Below are 18,003 nucleotides of genomic sequence, written 5' to 3' on the forward strand. Positions count from 1 at the left end.
TTTTCGTTTTTCCAGTTTAAGCACATAAAAAAACCTCTTCTGATTCGTACGAAGAGGTTCTGTATAAATTCGATCACGTAATCGCTCTGATGGCTTGCTCTGTCGTCTCTGCGTCAAGAGCAAAAAGGGAAGAAACAACTGCGACTGCTGTAACGACGGTTAAACCTAACAACAACTTTTTCATAAGATAACCTCCACTTTCTTTTGAAGTATTTGTGCATCGAATTTCTTTTCAAGAAAACGAATGGCGTTTTGATAGTCATTTCGTTCCTTGAAGTATTTCGATATTTGTTCAGACAAATCCTCAAGCTCCACATATAATCTATTTTTTTCTATGTAGTCTAATTTTTCAGAGAATACGTCTGCTGCTCCACTATTTTCGCACATTAAATCTAAAATTTCAAATTTTACTATATATTCATTATTTTGGATATCGCAGCTATACTGAATGCCCTCTTTAATATATTCTTTCGCCACTTGATCTCCTAGATGAACCAAGGCATTTGCCAGAACGTATAAAGATTGGATGTAATAATGGCTATTGTCACGGTGAATTTGAATGCCCATCCCTTTTTTGGCATATTGTGCGCTTTTTTCGTAATCATGCTTCGCATAATAAAGAACGGCTAAATTATGATAGCATTTCCCAATCAGCACTTCATTGTTAATGCGTTTACTTTTCTCAAGTGCTTCTTGGTATTTTTCCTCCGCTTCGTCAAATTGGATCAAATCGATACAATTACTTGCATGTAAAATCAAGCTGTCAATCGCCTGCGCTGTATATTCTTCATGCGCTTTGAACGTATCGATGGCTTTTTTAATATGATTAATGGATATGAAATTTTGTTTCAGTTCGTAATAGATTGAAGCAACCTTATGATGAAAAGTCCCTACTTCAAGGTCCTCATTCACACGTTTTAGACGCTGTTCTGCAATTTTGTAAAAGCTGATGGCTTCATCATACTTTTTCACATATGCAGCATATTGGCCTTTGTAAAAGTAAAAATAAAAATTAATAATGTCATCTGCTTTCTCATCGAGCGTTCCGACACTCTTCATAATGTGATTGGCTTTTTCAATATTTCCAAGTAACATTTCATGTCGGCCATTCACAAGCTGATAATACAGGAGAACTTCGCGGTCTTCGTCTGTATTTTTTAGCAAATTCTGAATTTTCTCTTTATAGATAGCAGATTTTTCTAGGTCATTTTGAGAAATGACCCTCGTCCACTTGCTAATTTCGTTCGCTACCTCAGCAGAGTGGATTTTCAGCTTTCCCATAACCTCACCCTCTTCTTTTCATTATTATAGCATAGTAAAAGAATGTGAAAATTATTAAATTCGACAATGGGAATATTCAGTTCAAATGGCACAATCTCTAAGAAGCCAGTGACTTTAAAACGCCAACCAATCAGGTCAATAGAAATAGAACTTTCGATCTCATTTGCTTTATTTACCAAATCCATCAGACCTTTTCCTCTCATCCTTTTTCTTAGAATGAGCGTTTCTTTCTTCTATTTTGAAGACCAAACAATTGATTGGCGTAGCTGATTACCACTAATTTATGTCATACCCATTTCTTTCATGCTTTATTGTTCATTTTATTCTGAAAATAAATCAAGCTGAGTTGTTTAAATGAGACAATAAGATGATTGTATCAATACAACCAATTTTTGACAATATTTTTCAAAATAAAAAAACGTCTCTTTGAAGAAACGTTTTTTTATGAAAATGAACTAGCTTGCTCTATGCTCTAAGCGCAGACGATCAGCCACCATTGCGATAAATTCAGAATTGGTTGGTTTTGCTTTAGACATGCTGACTGTATAACCAAAGAGTGAGGAAATGGAATCAATGTTTCCTCTGCTCCAAGCCACTTCAATCGCATGACGAATCGCTCGTTCTACTCTGCTCGCGGTCGTGTTAAATTTCTTCGCGATGTCTGGATACAACACTTTTGTGATGCTTCCGAGAAGCTCGATGTCATTGTACACCATCGAAATGGCTTCTCTTAAGTATAAGTAACCTTTAATATGAGCCGGGACGCCAATCTCATGAATAATCGTTGTAATGCTCGCATCTAAGTTTCTGCGTTTCGGTTCAGGTTTGTTTCGAAGGACACTGTTTTGGATAGATGAAGATCGATGGGTGACTTGTGTGCCGTTTCCACTGACTTGACGAATATGACCGACTAGGTTTTCCATATCAAATGGCTTTAAGATGAAATAAGATGCGCCTAGATCAACTGCTTTTTTCGTGACATCTTCTTGTCCAAACGCCGTTAGCATAATCACACTTGGCTGTTTGGTCATGTCATTGTTTTCACGGAGGCGTTCCAGTACAGCAAGACCGTCTAAATGAGGCATGATAATATCTAAGAGGAGAACGTCGGGCTCTTTATCTTTAAATAATGTTAGACATTCCTGACCATTATACGCCACGCCAAGTACTTCCATATCTTCCTGTCCCTCAATATACTCTGTCAAAAGGCCAACAAGCTCTCGATTGTCATCAGCTACACACACTTTAATTTTCTCCACGTTCTTTCCTCCCCAATGTCGATTCCTTTAGTCTTTTGCATTTCTCTTCTGAGTGTTCAATTCGACAAAAGCATGCTATCCCCTTTAAAAAACTTTAATTTTCCGAATAATAGAGCATTATCTAGCTTTTTCTACGTTTTTCTTAACGAATCGACGATTATTGCAATTTGACAACATACCATTTTCCATTTTGTCGAAAAATCTCTTTTTCCTTATTTTATAACATGATGGCAGAGAAAGAAAGGGAAGAAAAAAACTGCCGGAAGATTCGCGGCAGTTTGATGATCAGCTTGCTTTTTTGTTTTTTTGATAAAGATCGATGCCTGCTTCTGACAACATCCATTCAATGTGTACGCCGTAGCCACTTGTCGGGTCATTGACGAAAACGTGTGTGACTGCCCCGATGACTTTTCCGTTTTGGATGATAGGGCTTCCGCTCATACCTTGGACGATACCGCCCGTTTTACTTAAAAGACGCTCATCTGTTACCTTCAATACCATCCCTTTTGTTGCCGGGAATTTCTGCGGAGTCGTGCTGACGATTTTAATATCAAACTTCTCCACTTTATCATGATCCACAACGGTTAAAATTTCTGCTGGACCTTCTTTTACTTCATTTGATAAAGCGACTGGAAGCGGTTTATCTGATACATGATTTTCAAGCTTTTCGGTTAACGTACCAAAGATACCAAATGGGCTGTTGCGGGATATATCCCCTATCGTTTTTCGTTCGGAAGAGAATCTTGCCAATTTTTCTCCAGGATTGCCTCCTGTGCCTTTTTCAATCGATGTTACGGTTGATCTGACAATTTCACCATTGTCGACAACAATTGGTTTTTTTGTATCCATGTCAGAAATGACATGCCCTAGGGCACCATATTTTTTAGAAGATGGTTCAAAGAAGGTCATCGTGCCGATTCCTGCTGCGGAATCTCGAATGTAAAGACCAATTCGATAGGTGCCTTCACTTGCATCTTTTGCGGGTGTTAATGTTGTTTGAAAAGTTTTATGGTCTCTTTTTAAGAGTAAACGAAGCGTTTCACCTGTTTTCCCTGCTTTCTGGATAAAGGGGGTGAGGTCATTCATTTTCTCCATCTTTTGACCATTGATTTCAATGATCATATCCCCTGATTGAATGCCTGCGGCTTCGCCTGGTGATTTTTTGCCGTCTGCTGTTGTGATTTGATGAAAACCTACAACGAGAACTCCTACAGAGTGGAGCTTGACGCCAATGGATTGTCCTCCAGGAACGACTTTTAATTCAGGGAGAACGTCGACTTTTGTTTTCTTAATAGGAAATCCTTTAAAATCATAAACAATTTCGGCTTTTCCCGCCTTTTGTCCTGTTACTTCAAGCTGATTCTTTTTCTCTGAAAGACTAAAGGCTTGTGAAGAAGCATTGGCTGACGCTTCTATTGATGTGTCAATTGAGTGCTTCTGTTTTTCAAATACAGCAACATTTGTTGGAATGCTGATGTATTCCTTCACTATGCTCATAAACCCTGTACTTATTAAAGAAACAAGGAGAATTACACCAATGGCTTTTCTCATCTTTTCGGGCATTCATTTTTCACTCTCCTCGCTCCTTACCCACACCAGAACACTCATGTTTTGGCTACATCTTTACTTTTGCCTTCTTCGCTTTGATTTATAACCGGCAGCTATAGAAAATGATTGGATAAATTGATAAAAGAAAAAGACGATTTCGTGGGTATATACAGCGATTTTGACACAATATAAAAAAGGCAGCTGGTTTTTCAGCTACCCTGTTGTTTTGACATCATTTGCTTGATGCAGCAATTCTTTTGCGTGCTGTTTTGTCAGTTCAGTGACTTCCACACCCGCAATCATCCTGCCAATTTCACTCACTTTTTCTTCATGACTTAATGGTTTGACGCTTGTCAGTGTTCTGCCTGCTTTAGAGCGTTTAGAAATGAAGAGGTGCGTGTCAGCCATTGCTGCTACTTGCGGGAGGTGCGTAATGCAGAGCACTTGTGAGCCAGCCGCCACTTTGTAAATTTTTTCGGCAATCGCCTGTGCAACTCTGCCGCTTACGCCCGTATCGACCTCATCGAAAATAATGGAAGTGACTTCTTGTTTGGCCGAGAAGATACTTTTCACGGCGAGCATAACACGTGAAATTTCTCCACCCGAGGCAACTTTTGATAAAGATTTCATCGGTTCGCCAGGATTAGTAGAAATCACAAATTGAGCTTGGTCGATTCCGTTTTTTCCAAGCTGGACGGGCTTTCCATCTAGCAGCGGATTATCCGTGCTGCTAAAAGGCGCATACCGAATGGAAAAGGATGTATCAAACGTCGACTTCTCCATATACAAATCCTTTAGTTCTGTTTGAATTTGCTTCGCTAGCTTTTTGGCCCATTTTTTACGAAGCTCCGAAACGTTAAGTGCTTCAAGCAGGGCGTCACGGCTCATTGCATCCAGTTTGTTTTTAAGCGTCTGCAGGTGACTGTCTCGATTTTGAATTTGATCGATTTCTTCTTCAATCTTCGCCGCATACTCCAAAATTTCCTCAACCGTTGTCCCGTACTTTCGTTTTAACTGCTTCATTTCATTCAGCCTAGACTCAATTAAATCAAGACGTGCTGGGTCGAACTCTAATTGATCCAGCATGCTTCGCATTTGGAACGTCGAATCCTCTAATAAATAGTAAGAGTTCGACACTTGTTCTGATAGCTTTTTCAGATCGTCGTTGATCTCAGAAACCTGCTCGAGCTCGCTCGATGACATGCCAACCCAATCAAGTCCCCCCTGCTCATTGCGCAAGGCATTATAGGCGTTTTGGAGTGAGGAAAAGATTTTTTCGTAGTTGCTGATCTGATGGCGCTCTTCTTGAAGCTTCTCATCTTCTCCCGGCTCTAATTGTGCCGCTTCAATCTCTTCTAGCTGAAATTGCAGTAAATCTAACCGGTGCACCATTTCCTGCTCATTCTCAGAGAGCTGTTTTAGTTTTTGGGCTGTCTTTGTATATTGCTCATATGCTTCTTGATATTGTGACAGAGCAGGTGCAATTTCTTCTGCTCCAAATTGATCGAGTAAATGCAGATGATTTTCATCCTCCATCAATAACTGGTTATCGTGCTGTCCATGTATATCGAGCAAAAGGCGTCCTACTTCGCGTAAAAGTGAGATTGTAACGAGCTTGCCATTGATGCGGCATATGCTTTTCCCGTTATTGTTCATATCACGGCGAAGAATCATCATTTCATCCGTTGCGTCAATTCCATGCTCTTCGCATAAAGCAAATACAGGGTGGTCAGCTGCTGGTACAAGAAAAAGCCCCTCCAGCTCAGCCTTTTTCTCACCATAACGAACAAATTCAGACGACCCTCTACCTCCCACAAGAAGTGAGACAGCATCAATCATGATGGATTTCCCTGCACCTGTTTCCCCTGTTAGGACTGTGAGTCCTTTTTCAAATGAAACTGTTAACTCTTCAATGATTGCAAAGTTTTTAATGGTTAGTTCTGCTAACACTCATTTGACACCTCTTTTTGTAAACCTGATTCTTTATAGAAGCTCTAAAATTTTGCTTGAAACTGTTTCCGTATCATCTGGAGTGCGGCAAATGATCAAAATGGTGTCATCTCCGCAAATGGTTCCCATGATTTCTTCCCAATCTAAATTATCCATTAAAGCCCCAATCGCCTGTGCATTACCCGGCATGGTTTTGAGGACGATTAAATGACTGGCAGCATCCATTTTAATAAATGCATCCATTAAAGATCGCTTTAGTTTAGACAGCGGATTAAACCGCTGATCCGCTGGAAGGCTGTATTTATATGTTCCATTGTTCGTTGGCACTTTCACTAAATGCAATTCTTTAATATCTCTTGAAACGGTCGCTTGTGTAATGTTATATCCATCGGATTTTAAAATATCGACTAGTTCATCTTGTGTTTCAATCTCTTGGCTCGCGATGATTTCTCTAATCTTAATATGCCTTTGACCTTTATTCATTTTTGACCCCCCTAGGCGTTTGATCTCAGTTTGTCTTTACGTTCTATGTTATATGAACCACAGTTCAAAAAACAAGCGTTACGTGAGAAACGGCCAATTCTCATCTTTTGACCATGTAAAAAGGAATAATAGCGAGCTATTATTCCTTTTGTTTCAATCTCATGTGTCAGCCGGCTCAGGACTGTTTTTCTTTTCTTTCAATACAGAATGGGCTTCCTTGACGATCTTTTCAAGCTCTGAAACCTGAAGTGCCGCATTCTCTTCTTGATCGGGATGAAGCACTAAATGGAGAAGGAACTCAATATTCCCGTCTCCGCCAGTAATAGGCGAAAATGATACATCCTTCACATCATAGCCTTCTTTTGCAGCAAATTCATTCATCTCTTCGAGTACACCAAGGTGGACCGATGGATCTCGCACGATGCCTTTTTTCCCAACAAGCTCTCTGCCTGCTTCGAATTGAGGCTTGACGAGTGCAATACAGTCTCCGCCCGGGACAAGAATGTGCTTTAAAGCCGGAAGGATGAGTTTAAGTGAAATAAAAGAGACATCAATTGATGCTACTTCTGGCAATCCTTCAGTAAAATCTGCTGGGACGGAATGACGGAAATTGGTGCGCTCCATGACGATTACCCTGTCATCCTGCCTTAATTTCCACGCAAGCTGATTGTAGCCAACATCAACAGCATATGATTTGACTGCTCCATTTTGAAGCGCACAATCTGTAAATCCACCTGTTGATGAACCAATATCAATTAGCAATTTCCCTTCAACGGTTAAGTCGAATTCTTTTAGCGCTTTTTCCAGCTTTAATCCGCCGCGGCTCACATATTTCAGAGGGTTCCCTTTCACAGTGAGCGGTGTATCACGAGCGATTTTCTCTCCTGGTTTATCCAAACGGTTTTCATTTGAGTAAACGATCCCTGCCATAATGGCACGCTTTGCTTTCTCTCTCGTTTCCATTAGTCCTTGTTCGACTAATAAAACGTCAAGTCGTTCTTTCTTTGATGTCATGATCCAATTCCTTTTCTTGGTGCTGCGGGAAGCAGGTCACGTAAAGTGTCAGCAACCTGTGCTTTCGTCAAACCAATTTCTTCAAGCAGGGCATCAACACTTCCATGCTCAATAAATTCATCTGGAATGCCCATACGTTCTACTTTTATATGAGATGCTTTCTTATCGTGTATATATTCTAAGACGCTGCTGCCAAATCCGCCTTGGAGCACAGCTTCTTCAATCGTTAAAATTGGAATACCTTCAGAAAAAATGTCATTTAACATCGCTTCATCAAGAGGCTTAATAAAACGAGCATTGACAACACGAACCGATTTCCCTTCTTTTTGAAGTTCTTCTGCAGCTTGGAGCGCCATTTTAATTGTCGTACCAAATGTTAAAATCACAGCATCCTTCCCTGGACGAAGAACCTCCCAGGACCCAATCGGAATGGTTTTCAGCTGATCATCCATTTTGACACCTAGCCCATTACCGCGCGGGAAGCGCATAGCAATAGGACCGTCATCATACTGAATGGCTGTATTGACCATGTGCTGTCCTTCATTTTCATCTTTTGGCATCATGAGCACCATATTCGGCATATGACGCATAAAGGCAATATCAAACACACCTTGATGGGTTTCTCCATCTGCACCGACAAGTCCCGCACGGTCAATGCCAATAAATACATTAAGGTTCTGACGGCAAATATCGTGTAGCACTTGGTCATAGGCTCTTTGCAGGAACGTTGAATAAATCGCTAAAAATGGCTTCATGTCCTGCGTCGCAAGCCCAGCTGCCATTGTGGCTGCATGCTGCTCGGCAATTCCTACATCAAACATCCGCTCTGGAAATTCCTTCGCAAAGCCTTCAAGCTTTGAACCAACAGGCATCGCAGGCGTGATCGCAACAATCCGCTCATCTTCCCGCGCCAGCTTTCTGACCGTTTCACTAACGAGACCACTCCAAGAAGGAGCTGCTGCTGCCGGTTTTACAAAATCACCTGTATCAATTTTGTATGGACCTGTACCGTGCCAAGTCCCGATTTTATCGGATTCTGCCGGCTGATAGCCTTTTCCTTTTTTCGTGATGACATGCAGAAGAACCGGACCTTTTGTTTTCTTTGCATATTCAAGATTTTCAAAAAGATCTTCATACGAATGTCCATCGACAGGACCTAAGTAGGTAAATCCCATTTCCTCAAAGAACATGCCAGATACAAGTAGATATTTGAGGCTGTCTTTGATACGCTCTGCTGTGGCAGCAAGCTTTCCACCTACAGCTGGAATGCGCTTGAATAAATATTCAAGTTCGTCTTTTACCCATTGGTATTTGCCAGCTGTACGTAATCTGCCAAGCATTGTGTGAATCGCACCGACGTTTGGTGCAATACTCATTTCATTGTCATTTAAGATCACAATCATATCTTTCTTTTCATCACCGATATGATTCAAAGCTTCTAGCGCCACACCTCCGGTTAGTGCACCGTCTCCGATAATCGGCAGGATATATTCATCTGTCCCTTTGATATCACGCGCTGCCGCCATACCCATCGCGCCAGATAACGAGGTTGAACTGTGACCTGTCTCCCACACATCATGCTCGCTTTCATTTCGTTTAGGAAAACCGCAAAGCCCTTTATATTGACGAAGTGTATCAAACTCCGCCCCTCTTCCCGTTAACAGCTTATGAACGTAAGACTGATGTCCAACATCCCAGAGGAATTTGTCTTTTGGGCTGTCAAATACTTTATGAAGCGCAACAGTCAGTTCAACGACTCCTAGGTTCGGACCGATATGCCCACCAGAGTTAGCTAAGGACTCAATTAAAAACATGCGAATGTCAGCGCTAAGCTCCTCTAATTCTGCATTTGACATTCCTTTTAGAAACGTTGGATTTTTTATTGATAAAAGATCCAATTAGGATCAACTCGCTTTCAACAAAATTTCTATATACATCTATAATGCCTCATTCCTTTGAAAACCAATAGGGAATAAGAGTTGTCTCATCATAATAAACTGTTTACAGTTTACCACAATTGCTCGAGGACCCTCAAATCTAGGCTGTTTTTAATGATCTCTTGAGGCAATTAGATCACATAAATCATGCAACAATTGCTGCTCTAATTGAAGATTTGAGACAATTTCTTTTGCACGTGTGATGTGCTCATGCAGCTTTTCTTTGGCTCCTGAAAGCGTTAATAAAGAAGGATATGTCGACTTTTCATTTGCTGTATCAGAGCCGACCCGTTTTCCGATTTTTTCTTCGCTTCCTTCGAGATCTAAAATATCATCACGGATTTGAAACGCAATGCCAATATGATAGCTAAATTCCCTTAGCTTTTCGATATCGTCATCTGATGCTCCTGCTAGCATTGCACCTGCTGCGACGCTGAACGTAAGGAGTTTTCCTGTTTTACGGGCGTGAATGGATTCTAGTTCAGCAAGCGATACTTGCTTTTGCTCTGCTTCCATGTCGTCAAATTGACCGCCAACCATTCCTAGAGCACCTGCTGACTTTACAAGCTCATCCACAATTCTGAGCTTTTTGTCAGCAGAGACACTGCTAGACAGCTGAGATGTAATCAGGCGGAAGCTTTCTGTTAAAAGGGCATCACCTGCGAGAACCGCTGTTGCTTCTCCGTACACTTTATGATTTGTCGGTTTTCCTCTGCGAAGGTCATCGTCGTCCATGCAAGGAAGGTCATCATGTATCAATGAATACGTATGAATCATCTCAACCGCACAGCCGACAGGTATACCGTCTTCTTCGTTTTTACCGTAGGCATTTAGAAGAGCAAGAACGAGAACAGGTCGAAGCCTTTTCCCGCCCGCTTGAAGAGAATAGAGCATAGAAGATTTCAGGTCTTCAGGAATCGTCAATTCCTGAACATATGTAAATAAATAATCTTCAATGGCCTGTTTTCGTGTTGTTAAAAATTCATTTAAATTACTTGTCACCAGCATCGGCCTCCTTCACTGAGAAGGGAGCTAGCTCACCGTCCTCTTTTAAAATGAAATCCATTTGCTTTTCAACATGCTGTAATTTTTCATGACAAAGCTTCGAAAGGGTCATCCCTTCTTGGAAATAATGAATGGCCTGCTCAAGTGGTACATCTCCTTCTTCGAGCTTTCCCACAATCTCCTCAAGACCTTTCATCGCCTCTTCAAATGTCATTTGTTCTTCTTTTTGTTTATTGGATTCTGTCATGTTGATTGCCCCTCCTTCTCAATAACCTCACAAATCAGACGTCCATCCTTCATCGTGATGGTCAGCTGATCCTGCGTCTCTACTTGGTTCACACTTTTTATTAGTTCATCTTCTTTATAGGCTAAGCTATAGCCTCTTTCCATCACTTGAAGTGGATTTAATGCATTTAGTTTACCAAGAACCGATTGGAACTGCGAATGAATTGTTTTCATTTGCACATTCATACTGCGAATGAGCTGTTCTGTTTCATTGGCGTGGCGTTTTTTCGCTTGAAGCAGCTGCTCTTTAGGGTGAAGCGGCTTCAGCCTGTATGTCTGGCGATCTAGCTGACTGCGTTTTAGCTCAATTTGCCTCGATAGCTGTTTTTGAAAACGGTCAAATACCAAATCGAATTGCTGCTCTTTTTGCTCCTGTAATCGTTTTGGAAAACGGAAGGCATAAGAGGATTGCAGCGCCACAAGACGATCCTTCGCTTGTGAGGTTTGATTCTTTACCGCTCTTGTTAGCCGTATATCGATTGATTTGATTCGTTCAATTAAATCGGTCGTGCTTGGAACAGCAAGTTCGGCTGCTCCTGTTGGTGTGGGTGCTCTCATATCTGCAGTGAAATCACTGATCGTAAAGTCTGTTTCGTGTCCAACTGCAGATATGATTGGAATGTCTGATGCGAAGATGGCTCTTGCGACAGCTTCTTCATTAAAAGCCCAAAGCTCTTCAATCGAACCGCCTCCTCTTCCGACAATCAAGACATCACAGAGCTGTTTTTCATTCGCTTCCTTAATCCGCTCTACGATGGAACGGGTCGCATGCTCACCTTGAACGAGCGCCGGAAGCACAATGATTTTCGCCTGCTGATAGCGCCGATTAATGGTCGTAATGACATCTCGAACAGCCGCTCCTGTTGGAGACGTAATGACACCAACAACCTCTGGATATTCAGGGATTGGCTTTTTATAGCGCGCATCAAATAAGCCTTCACTTGCTAGCTTTTTCTTCAGCTCTTCATAAGCGAGATGAAGAGCACCAACACCATCAGGCTGCATTTCTTTTGCATATAATTGATAGTTGCCGCTTGGTTCATAGACTTGAATTCCGCCGCGTACAAACACCTTCATTCCACTCTTAGGTGAAAAAGGCAGCTTCGCCGCAGAGCGCTGAAACATGACAGCTTGCATGCGTGCGTTTTCGTCTTTTAAGGTGAAGTACACATGTCCTCTTGAATGAATCTTGACATTGGATAGCTCACCTTTGATCCAAATATCTTCTAAATGCGGATCAACATCAAATTTTCTTTTTATGTATTTTGTAAGGGCTGTGACCGTCACAAAGGCTTTTTCACTCATGACGTATTCCTCCTCTTCAAAAACGCACATTCATCCACCAGCAGCATGCAGGTGGATGAATGGATAAAGCTTATGCTAATGTACGTTTTGCTGATTTAACCGTATTATGTGCAAGCATCGTAATCGTCATTGGACCGACTCCGCCAGGGACTGGTGTGATATAAGAAGCTTTTTCTTTTGCCTCTTCAAAATCAACATCTCCAACAAGCTTTCCATTATCCAAACGATTGACTCCTACATCGATCACAATAGCGCCTTCTTTAATTTGGTCAGCTTTAATAAAGTTTGCTCGACCGACGGCAACAACTAAAATATCCGCTTTCAACGTATGTTCTGAAATATTCGCTGTTCTTGAATGGCAATAAGTAACCGTTGCGTTTTCGTTTAACAGTAATTGTCCTACTGGTTTACCGACAATATTGCTACGTCCGACAACAACGACTTCTTTTCCAGAAAGACTGACGCCCGTTTTATTTAGTAATTCAACAATGCCTGCTGGTGTGCATGGAAGGAATGTGTCTTCCCCAAGGAGCATTTTCCCGATATTCAATGGATGGAAACCATCAACATCTTTTTCAGGCGAAATACGTTCAATCACGGCTTTTTCAGAAATATGTTTTGGCAGTGGAAGCTGAACAAGAATCCCGTGGAATTGATCGTTCGCATTGTACTGATCAATCAGCTGAAGCAATGCTTCTTCTGTTAAAGAAGCATCTAAATGATCTAGCTGGAAATGCATCCCCATTGCTTCTGCTGCTTTTTTCTTCCCGCGTACGTAAGAAAGTGAAGCCGGATCATCACCGATTAGAATAACGGCAAGACCAGGTGTGACACCTTTTTGTTTTAGCTCTTCTACTTCTTTTGCTAATTGCTCACGCTTTTCTTTTGCTGTTTCTTTCCCATCGATGATTGTTGCTGTCATGTCGAATCCTCCTATTGCTGCTTTAGGTCGTTTTTAATGTTTGAAAGTACTCCATTTACAAATTTCGATGCTTTATCGTCACCGAATAATTTGGCCAGTTCAATCGCTTCATTCATTGAGACACTAACCGGGATATCTTCTTGATACACCATCTCGTACACAGACAGCCTTAAAATGGCTCTGTCTACGTTTGCAATACGATCGAGTTTCCAATTCACTAGATGCTGTGAAATCATGTCATCGAGCTTGTCCTTTTGTTCAAGCACACCGAAAACCAGCTCCTCGAAAAAAGGATCTGATTCTTGTTCATCCAGCGCATGTGTAATGGCCTCTTTCGGATCAATATTGCTCACATCAATTTGAAATAATGTTTGTAGCGCCTTTTCTCTTGCAGTTCTTCTTTTCATTATTTACTCCTTTAACCACTTTATCCGCTTGTCGTTAAGCCATACAGAGATCATAACATATTTTGACCGTGGTCGCACCAAGATCCATGCGAGCTGTGACGAAAAACGAATCAATCAACGTGTGAGATCTTTATTATTCGGAAATGACCCAAAAATGGGCTTTAAAAAACCAAAGAGGCAATGCCTCCTTGGTTTCACTTGAACTCTTTTTTTACATTTCTTGATCTACTTCAGCCTCAGATGCTTTAGTATCAAATTGAATACCAACGACATGAATATTGATTTCATTAATCGTTAAAGCAGTCATGTTCAAAAGAGTTTGACGGATATTTTCTTGTACAGCAGTGGATACCTTTGGAATGGATAGGCCAAATTCAACCACACAATATACATCGATTGTGATGCCTTCATCAGAGACATCTACTTTCACACCTTTACGGTGATTTTTCTTACCAAAGCGTTCTGCTACATCAGCAGCGAAATTGCCGCGCATTTCGGCAATGCCTTCGACTTCTGAAGCGGCGATCCCAGCAATGACCTCAATCACTTCTGGTGCAATTTGCACTTTTCCCAATTGATCTTCATCAAGGTTCATTTCAAGCAAATTGTTTTCTGACACGATCATTCACCTCCGAAAGCTGTGATTATTTCATGATTTGGTATGTTTCTAAAAACTTCGTATTAAAATTACCACTCACAAATGTTTCATGCTCAAGCAACCTTAGATGGAATGGGATCGTTGTGTAGACTCCTTCAATGACGAATTCTTGAAGCGAGCGTTTCATTCTCGCAATCGCTTCTTCTCTCGTCTTACCATATGTGATCACCTTTGCAATCATACTATCGTAATATGGCGGAATCACATAGCCCGGATAAGCGGCAGAATCAACACGTACTCCTAGACCGCCTGGCGGAAGATACATTTTAATTTCACCAGCTGAAGGCATGAAATTTTTCTCTGGGTTCTCTGCATTAATACGGCATTCGATTGCCCATCCTTCATATACGACATCCTCTTGTGTAAGAGAAAGCTTCTCACCTGATGCGACTTTAATTTGTTCTTTTATCAAGTCAACACCTGTGACCATTTCTGTTACAGGATGCTCTACTTGAATACGGGTATTCATTTCCATGAAGTAGAACTTCTCTTCATTATAATCATAAATGAATTCGACTGTTCCAGCACCAGTGTATTCAACAGCTTCTGCAGCTTTTACGGCTGCTTCACCCATTTGCTCACGGATGTCTGCATTCAGCGCTGGTGATGGCGTTTCTTCAAGAAGCTTTTGCATTCTTCTTTGAATCGAGCAATCACGCTCTCCTAAATGAATGGTATTGCCATGCTGATCTGCAAGCACTTGGATTTCAACGTGTCTAAAGTCTTCAATGAACTTTTCTAAATAGACGCCAGGGTTACCAAAGTTTTGCGCTGCTTCCTGCTGCGTGATGGTGACACCGTTAATAAGCTCTTCTTCGGTACGAGCCACACGGATTCCTTTACCACCGCCGCCGGCAGTTGCTTTTATAATCACAGGATACCCAATACTTGCTGCTGTTGAAACAGCATCATCAAGATCTTTTACAATTCCTTGAGAACCAGGAACAATCGGAACGCCAGCATCTTTCATTGTTTCCCTTGCGACATCTTTCGTTCCCATTTTGGAAATCGCTGACGCAGTTGGCCCAACAAAGATGACATTGCATTCCTCGCAAAGCTCTGCGAAATCTGCATTTTCAGCAAGGAAGCCGTATCCTGGATGGATGGCATCTGTCCCTGTTAATTTGGCTACACTAACAATATTCGTGACATTTAAATAACTATCTTTTGAAGCAGTCGGTCCGATGCAATATGCTTCATCAGCCATTTGAACATGAAGCGCATCGCGATCCGCTTCAGAAAATACCGCAACTGTTTCAATTCCAAGCTCTTTACAAGCGCGGATAATTCTAACTGCGATTTCTCCTCTGTTTGCAATTAATAGCTTTTTAATCATGATCGTACTCCTTACTCTGCTTTCACTAGAAAGAGGGGTTGTCCGAATTCTACAAGCTGACCGTTCTCAGCTAATACTTCGACGATTTCACCTTTTACTTCTGCTTCGATTTCATTAAACAGTTTCATCGCTTCTACGATGCACACAACTGTGTTTTCCTTCACCTTAGAACCTGATGTCACATATGGATCTGCTTCTGGTGAAGATGAAGCATAAAATGTGCCAACCATTGGGGATGTGATTTTATGCAGATTTTCAGACGCAGCTGCCTCTTGTGCAGGGGCTTCGGTCTGAGCTGGAGCTTGTGCTTTAGGAGCTTGTTGAGCTGGAGCTGCTTGGACAGGAGCCACTGGTGCCGCTACTTGCTGAACGACTTCTTTATTTTTCTTCAGTTTGATTTTTGCACCTTCGTTTTCGTACGTAAATTCATCAATTGTTGATTCGTCAATTAATTTAATCAGTTCATGAATTTCTTCAATTTTTAACATGGATTTGCACCCCTATGTATGGATTTATCTTTTTCTTTATAGGCTAGTACTAAAAGTACATACTATAACCATCTTACAGGAGGATTTCATTGAATTCAACTACTATTGTGGCGAAGCGCTTTGTGAGAGCACCTTGGAGAGGGCACCAAACCGCATCAAAAAACGCCCTTTACGGCAAAGGGCGCCTGTTCATTTTTTATTCATTGGAGGGCTCAAAAGTGACCGCTACGTTATCAAGACCTCTCATTTCTTTTGTGACCATATCAATAATATCGGCCGCTTGGGACTTTGATTTTTTGTCAGAACGAACTGTGATGCTCACTTTATCTCCCTCTGCACTCACTAGCGCATCTTTATAACCTTTTGTTTTAATTAAGGTTTCGAGCTGACGCTCCGTTCCTTCTGCCTCACTAAGCGCTGTCATTTGGTCATACGCTTCGCTTTTTTCTTGTGCTGTTGCATCATCACTGGATACGATTTCGTTGAACTCTTCACGCTGTTTGCTTCGTTTATCTTCAAGCTCTAATCTGTATGTTGTAAAAAGCTCATCGTCTGTTTGCTCTGACACAGCCTTTCCTTCTTCACCGCTTGTTTCGATATCCTCTTGTTTACCATTTGTTTCTTTGTCAGTGGACTTCTCATCAGCGCCTTTTTCCGTTCCTTTGTCCATTCCTTTTTCTGGTTCAGTCTTTTTCTCTTCCGTTCCTTTTGATTTCATCTCTTCTACTGTCACTGCATTTTCACCTTGTGGAGACATGATATAGTACACACTTAAGACGACAACTAAACTTAGCATCGTTAATAGCCAAACCGTTTGTTTTTTTAACATCATTCCGAATCCTCCTTGATTTTTTTAGGGGCAACAGCCACTCTATGGCTCGGTACATCAAGCACTCGTGTAACCGCTTCAATGATGGTTTTCTTTATTTGAACGTTGTCTACTCCTTGAGCAACAACGAGAACACCTCGAATATCTGGTTTTTTCGTTTGCACCACGACTGGCGTTTCTTCATTGCCATTTTTGATGATGACGATTTCTTCTTCTTTTGTTTGATCGGTGACACTTCGCACGCCGCCTTCTTTATCTGTTTCTTCGGTCGTTGTGCTTTTATTGGATTTGTTTTTTTCAAACACTTTTAAAGAAGTGGCGTCTACATTGACCACAATCGATACATCCTCAACGCCAATAATGGTCTCTAAAATTTCTTTCAGCTGATTTTCGTATTCTTGCTCCACATCTTCAATCGAATTCTTTGATTTACTTGACGATGCCGGCTTGAATACCTCCTGCTCTTGTGAGGTTGTTTTTTTAGAAGTAGGAACAGCAGCTTGTTCTTTGCTTGATGGCGGTGACAAGATCTGACTGACTAACATGAAAGATACGCCGATGATGAATACAAGCAGCAAGTAATGGTGCTTCGTTAATTTTGGTTTCCCTTCACCTTTTTCAGGCGGCTGCAAGAATGATTTCAGCTTTTGTTTCCAGTCCTTGTTATTCATGATCTGCTGCGTCACCTCCCTCAATGTTCAGCGCAATGTGCTCAGGACTCGTATTCCAAACATCAGCAAGCGTCTCTTTCACCCTCTTGATCTCTTTGCTAGAAGATCCAGCGCTTTCCTCCTTTTGCCTGGAGAGATCAATGTCCACCTTTGCCACCGTTTCTACATCATCACCTGTGAGCGGGGAAAGAACTGCTTTGATGCGAAATTGATCCGCCTCCATATTCTGATCCAGGTGCTCTTCATCTGCCAACACTTCTACGTGTTTCATTTCGTAGCTCTCCTTCTCCAGTGGCTCCTTTGCGCTTTTTTCTAGTTGGACAGCCATTTGCTTTAAAATATATGCACGCTGAGAGGCTTGTATTTCTTTTTTTTCTAAATTCATCTGATTTTTTATTTCTTCTGACTGTGCTTCTTCCTTTCCCTTCATCAATTCTGAGAAAATTTGGTCAGGGTCTGCCCGAAATAAAGCAAAAATCGGATTGAGCATCACCACAATCAACAGGAGGCTGACGACCATTTTGGCATATCTTTGCATGCTTGAATTGGGAAGCAGAAGATCAATGACAATCGCAAATAAGATAAAGAGAATAATACTTGTGATCCATTCCGTGAGAAAACTCAA

Annotated in this window: 18 protein-coding genes; all 18 read right to left on the reverse strand. The window is 41.4% G+C overall.

Annotated elements, in window-relative coordinates; translation table 11 throughout:
* Positions 1–180: 180 nt before the first annotated feature.
* Positions 181–1,281, reverse strand: a complete 1,101-nt coding sequence (locus NSS78_RS11230) for a Rap family tetratricopeptide repeat protein (protein WP_212045926.1) — start codon at positions 1,279–1,281, stop codon at positions 181–183.
* 455 nt (positions 1,282–1,736) lie between these two features.
* Positions 1,737–2,540, reverse strand: coding sequence for a sporulation transcription factor Spo0A (gene spo0A / locus NSS78_RS11235; RefSeq protein WP_003215740.1), 804 nt, complete (start codon positions 2,538–2,540; stop codon positions 1,737–1,739).
* Positions 2,541–2,825: 285 nt separating this feature from the next.
* Positions 2,826–4,103 carry a SpoIVB peptidase gene (spoIVB, locus tag NSS78_RS11240; RefSeq protein WP_212045925.1) on the reverse strand — a complete coding sequence of 426 codons (1,278 nt, stop codon included), beginning with the start codon at positions 4,101–4,103 and terminating at the stop codon, positions 2,826–2,828.
* A 198-nt stretch (positions 4,104–4,301) separates the two neighbouring features.
* Positions 4,302–6,038: a DNA repair protein RecN gene (gene recN, locus NSS78_RS11245; RefSeq protein WP_003215540.1), complete on the reverse strand. Its 1,737-nt coding sequence runs from the start codon at positions 6,036–6,038 to the stop codon at positions 4,302–4,304.
* Positions 6,039–6,071: 33 nt separating this feature from the next.
* Positions 6,072–6,521: a transcriptional regulator ArgR gene (gene argR / locus NSS78_RS11250; RefSeq protein ID WP_003215836.1), complete on the reverse strand. Its 450-nt coding sequence runs from the start codon at positions 6,519–6,521 to the stop codon at positions 6,072–6,074.
* A 159-nt stretch (positions 6,522–6,680) separates the two neighbouring features.
* Entirely contained in the window at positions 6,681–7,535 is an 855-nt protein-coding gene (locus tag NSS78_RS11255) for a TlyA family RNA methyltransferase (RefSeq protein ID WP_137054989.1), read from the reverse strand.
* Complete coding sequence (gene dxs / locus NSS78_RS11260; protein ID WP_327839407.1) at positions 7,532–9,433, reverse strand: 1-deoxy-D-xylulose-5-phosphate synthase; 1,902 nt, start codon at positions 9,431–9,433, stop codon at positions 7,532–7,534. Before dxs ends, NSS78_RS11255 begins: the two co-directional genes overlap by 4 nt.
* A gap of 150 nt (positions 9,434–9,583) precedes the next feature.
* Positions 9,584–10,474: a farnesyl diphosphate synthase gene (locus tag NSS78_RS11265; protein ID WP_327839408.1), complete on the reverse strand. Its 891-nt coding sequence runs from the start codon at positions 10,472–10,474 to the stop codon at positions 9,584–9,586.
* Positions 10,464–10,724: an exodeoxyribonuclease VII small subunit gene (locus NSS78_RS11270; RefSeq protein WP_003215880.1), complete on the reverse strand. Its 261-nt coding sequence runs from the start codon at positions 10,722–10,724 to the stop codon at positions 10,464–10,466. The genes NSS78_RS11265 and NSS78_RS11270 overlap by 11 nt, the downstream gene beginning before the upstream one ends.
* Positions 10,721–12,067: an exodeoxyribonuclease VII large subunit gene (gene xseA / locus NSS78_RS11275; RefSeq protein WP_050943776.1), complete on the reverse strand. Its 1,347-nt coding sequence runs from the start codon at positions 12,065–12,067 to the stop codon at positions 10,721–10,723. Before xseA ends, NSS78_RS11270 begins: the two co-directional genes overlap by 4 nt.
* Before the next feature lie 70 nt (positions 12,068–12,137).
* Complete coding sequence (gene folD, locus NSS78_RS11280; protein ID WP_003215670.1) at positions 12,138–12,989, reverse strand: bifunctional methylenetetrahydrofolate dehydrogenase/methenyltetrahydrofolate cyclohydrolase FolD; 852 nt, start codon at positions 12,987–12,989, stop codon at positions 12,138–12,140.
* 11 nt (positions 12,990–13,000) lie between these two features.
* Positions 13,001–13,396: a transcription antitermination factor NusB gene (gene nusB, locus NSS78_RS11285; protein ID WP_003216031.1), complete on the reverse strand. Its 396-nt coding sequence runs from the start codon at positions 13,394–13,396 to the stop codon at positions 13,001–13,003.
* Positions 13,397–13,607: 211 nt separating this feature from the next.
* Positions 13,608–14,015: an Asp23/Gls24 family envelope stress response protein gene (locus tag NSS78_RS11290; protein WP_034620383.1), complete on the reverse strand. Its 408-nt coding sequence runs from the start codon at positions 14,013–14,015 to the stop codon at positions 13,608–13,610.
* A 25-nt stretch (positions 14,016–14,040) separates the two neighbouring features.
* On the reverse strand, positions 14,041–15,390 hold the full coding sequence (accC, locus tag NSS78_RS11295) for an acetyl-CoA carboxylase biotin carboxylase subunit (RefSeq protein ID WP_003215702.1): 1,350 nt from the start codon (positions 15,388–15,390) through the stop codon (positions 14,041–14,043).
* 11 nt (positions 15,391–15,401) lie between these two features.
* Complete coding sequence (gene accB / locus NSS78_RS11300; RefSeq protein WP_003215926.1) at positions 15,402–15,878, reverse strand: acetyl-CoA carboxylase biotin carboxyl carrier protein; 477 nt, start codon at positions 15,876–15,878, stop codon at positions 15,402–15,404.
* Between the two features lie 196 nt (positions 15,879–16,074).
* A complete protein-coding gene (locus tag NSS78_RS11305; RefSeq protein WP_003216063.1) occupies positions 16,075–16,707 on the reverse strand; it encodes a SpoIIIAH-like family protein in 633 nt (210 codons plus the stop codon).
* Positions 16,707–17,378 (reverse strand): stage III sporulation protein AG, encoded by a 672-nt coding sequence (gene spoIIIAG / locus NSS78_RS11310; RefSeq protein ID WP_003215656.1) that lies wholly within the window; start codon positions 17,376–17,378, stop codon positions 16,707–16,709. The genes NSS78_RS11305 and spoIIIAG overlap by 1 nt, the downstream gene beginning before the upstream one ends.
* Positions 17,371–18,003, reverse strand: a complete 633-nt coding sequence (spoIIIAF, locus tag NSS78_RS11315) for a stage III sporulation protein AF (protein WP_327839409.1) — start codon at positions 18,001–18,003, stop codon at positions 17,371–17,373. The genes spoIIIAG and spoIIIAF overlap by 8 nt, the downstream gene beginning before the upstream one ends.

It is taken from the genome of Bacillus sp. FSL W8-0920 (assembly GCF_038593215.1).
GTDB classification, from domain to species: Bacteria; Bacillota; Bacilli; order Bacillales; family Bacillaceae; genus Bacillus; species Bacillus pumilus.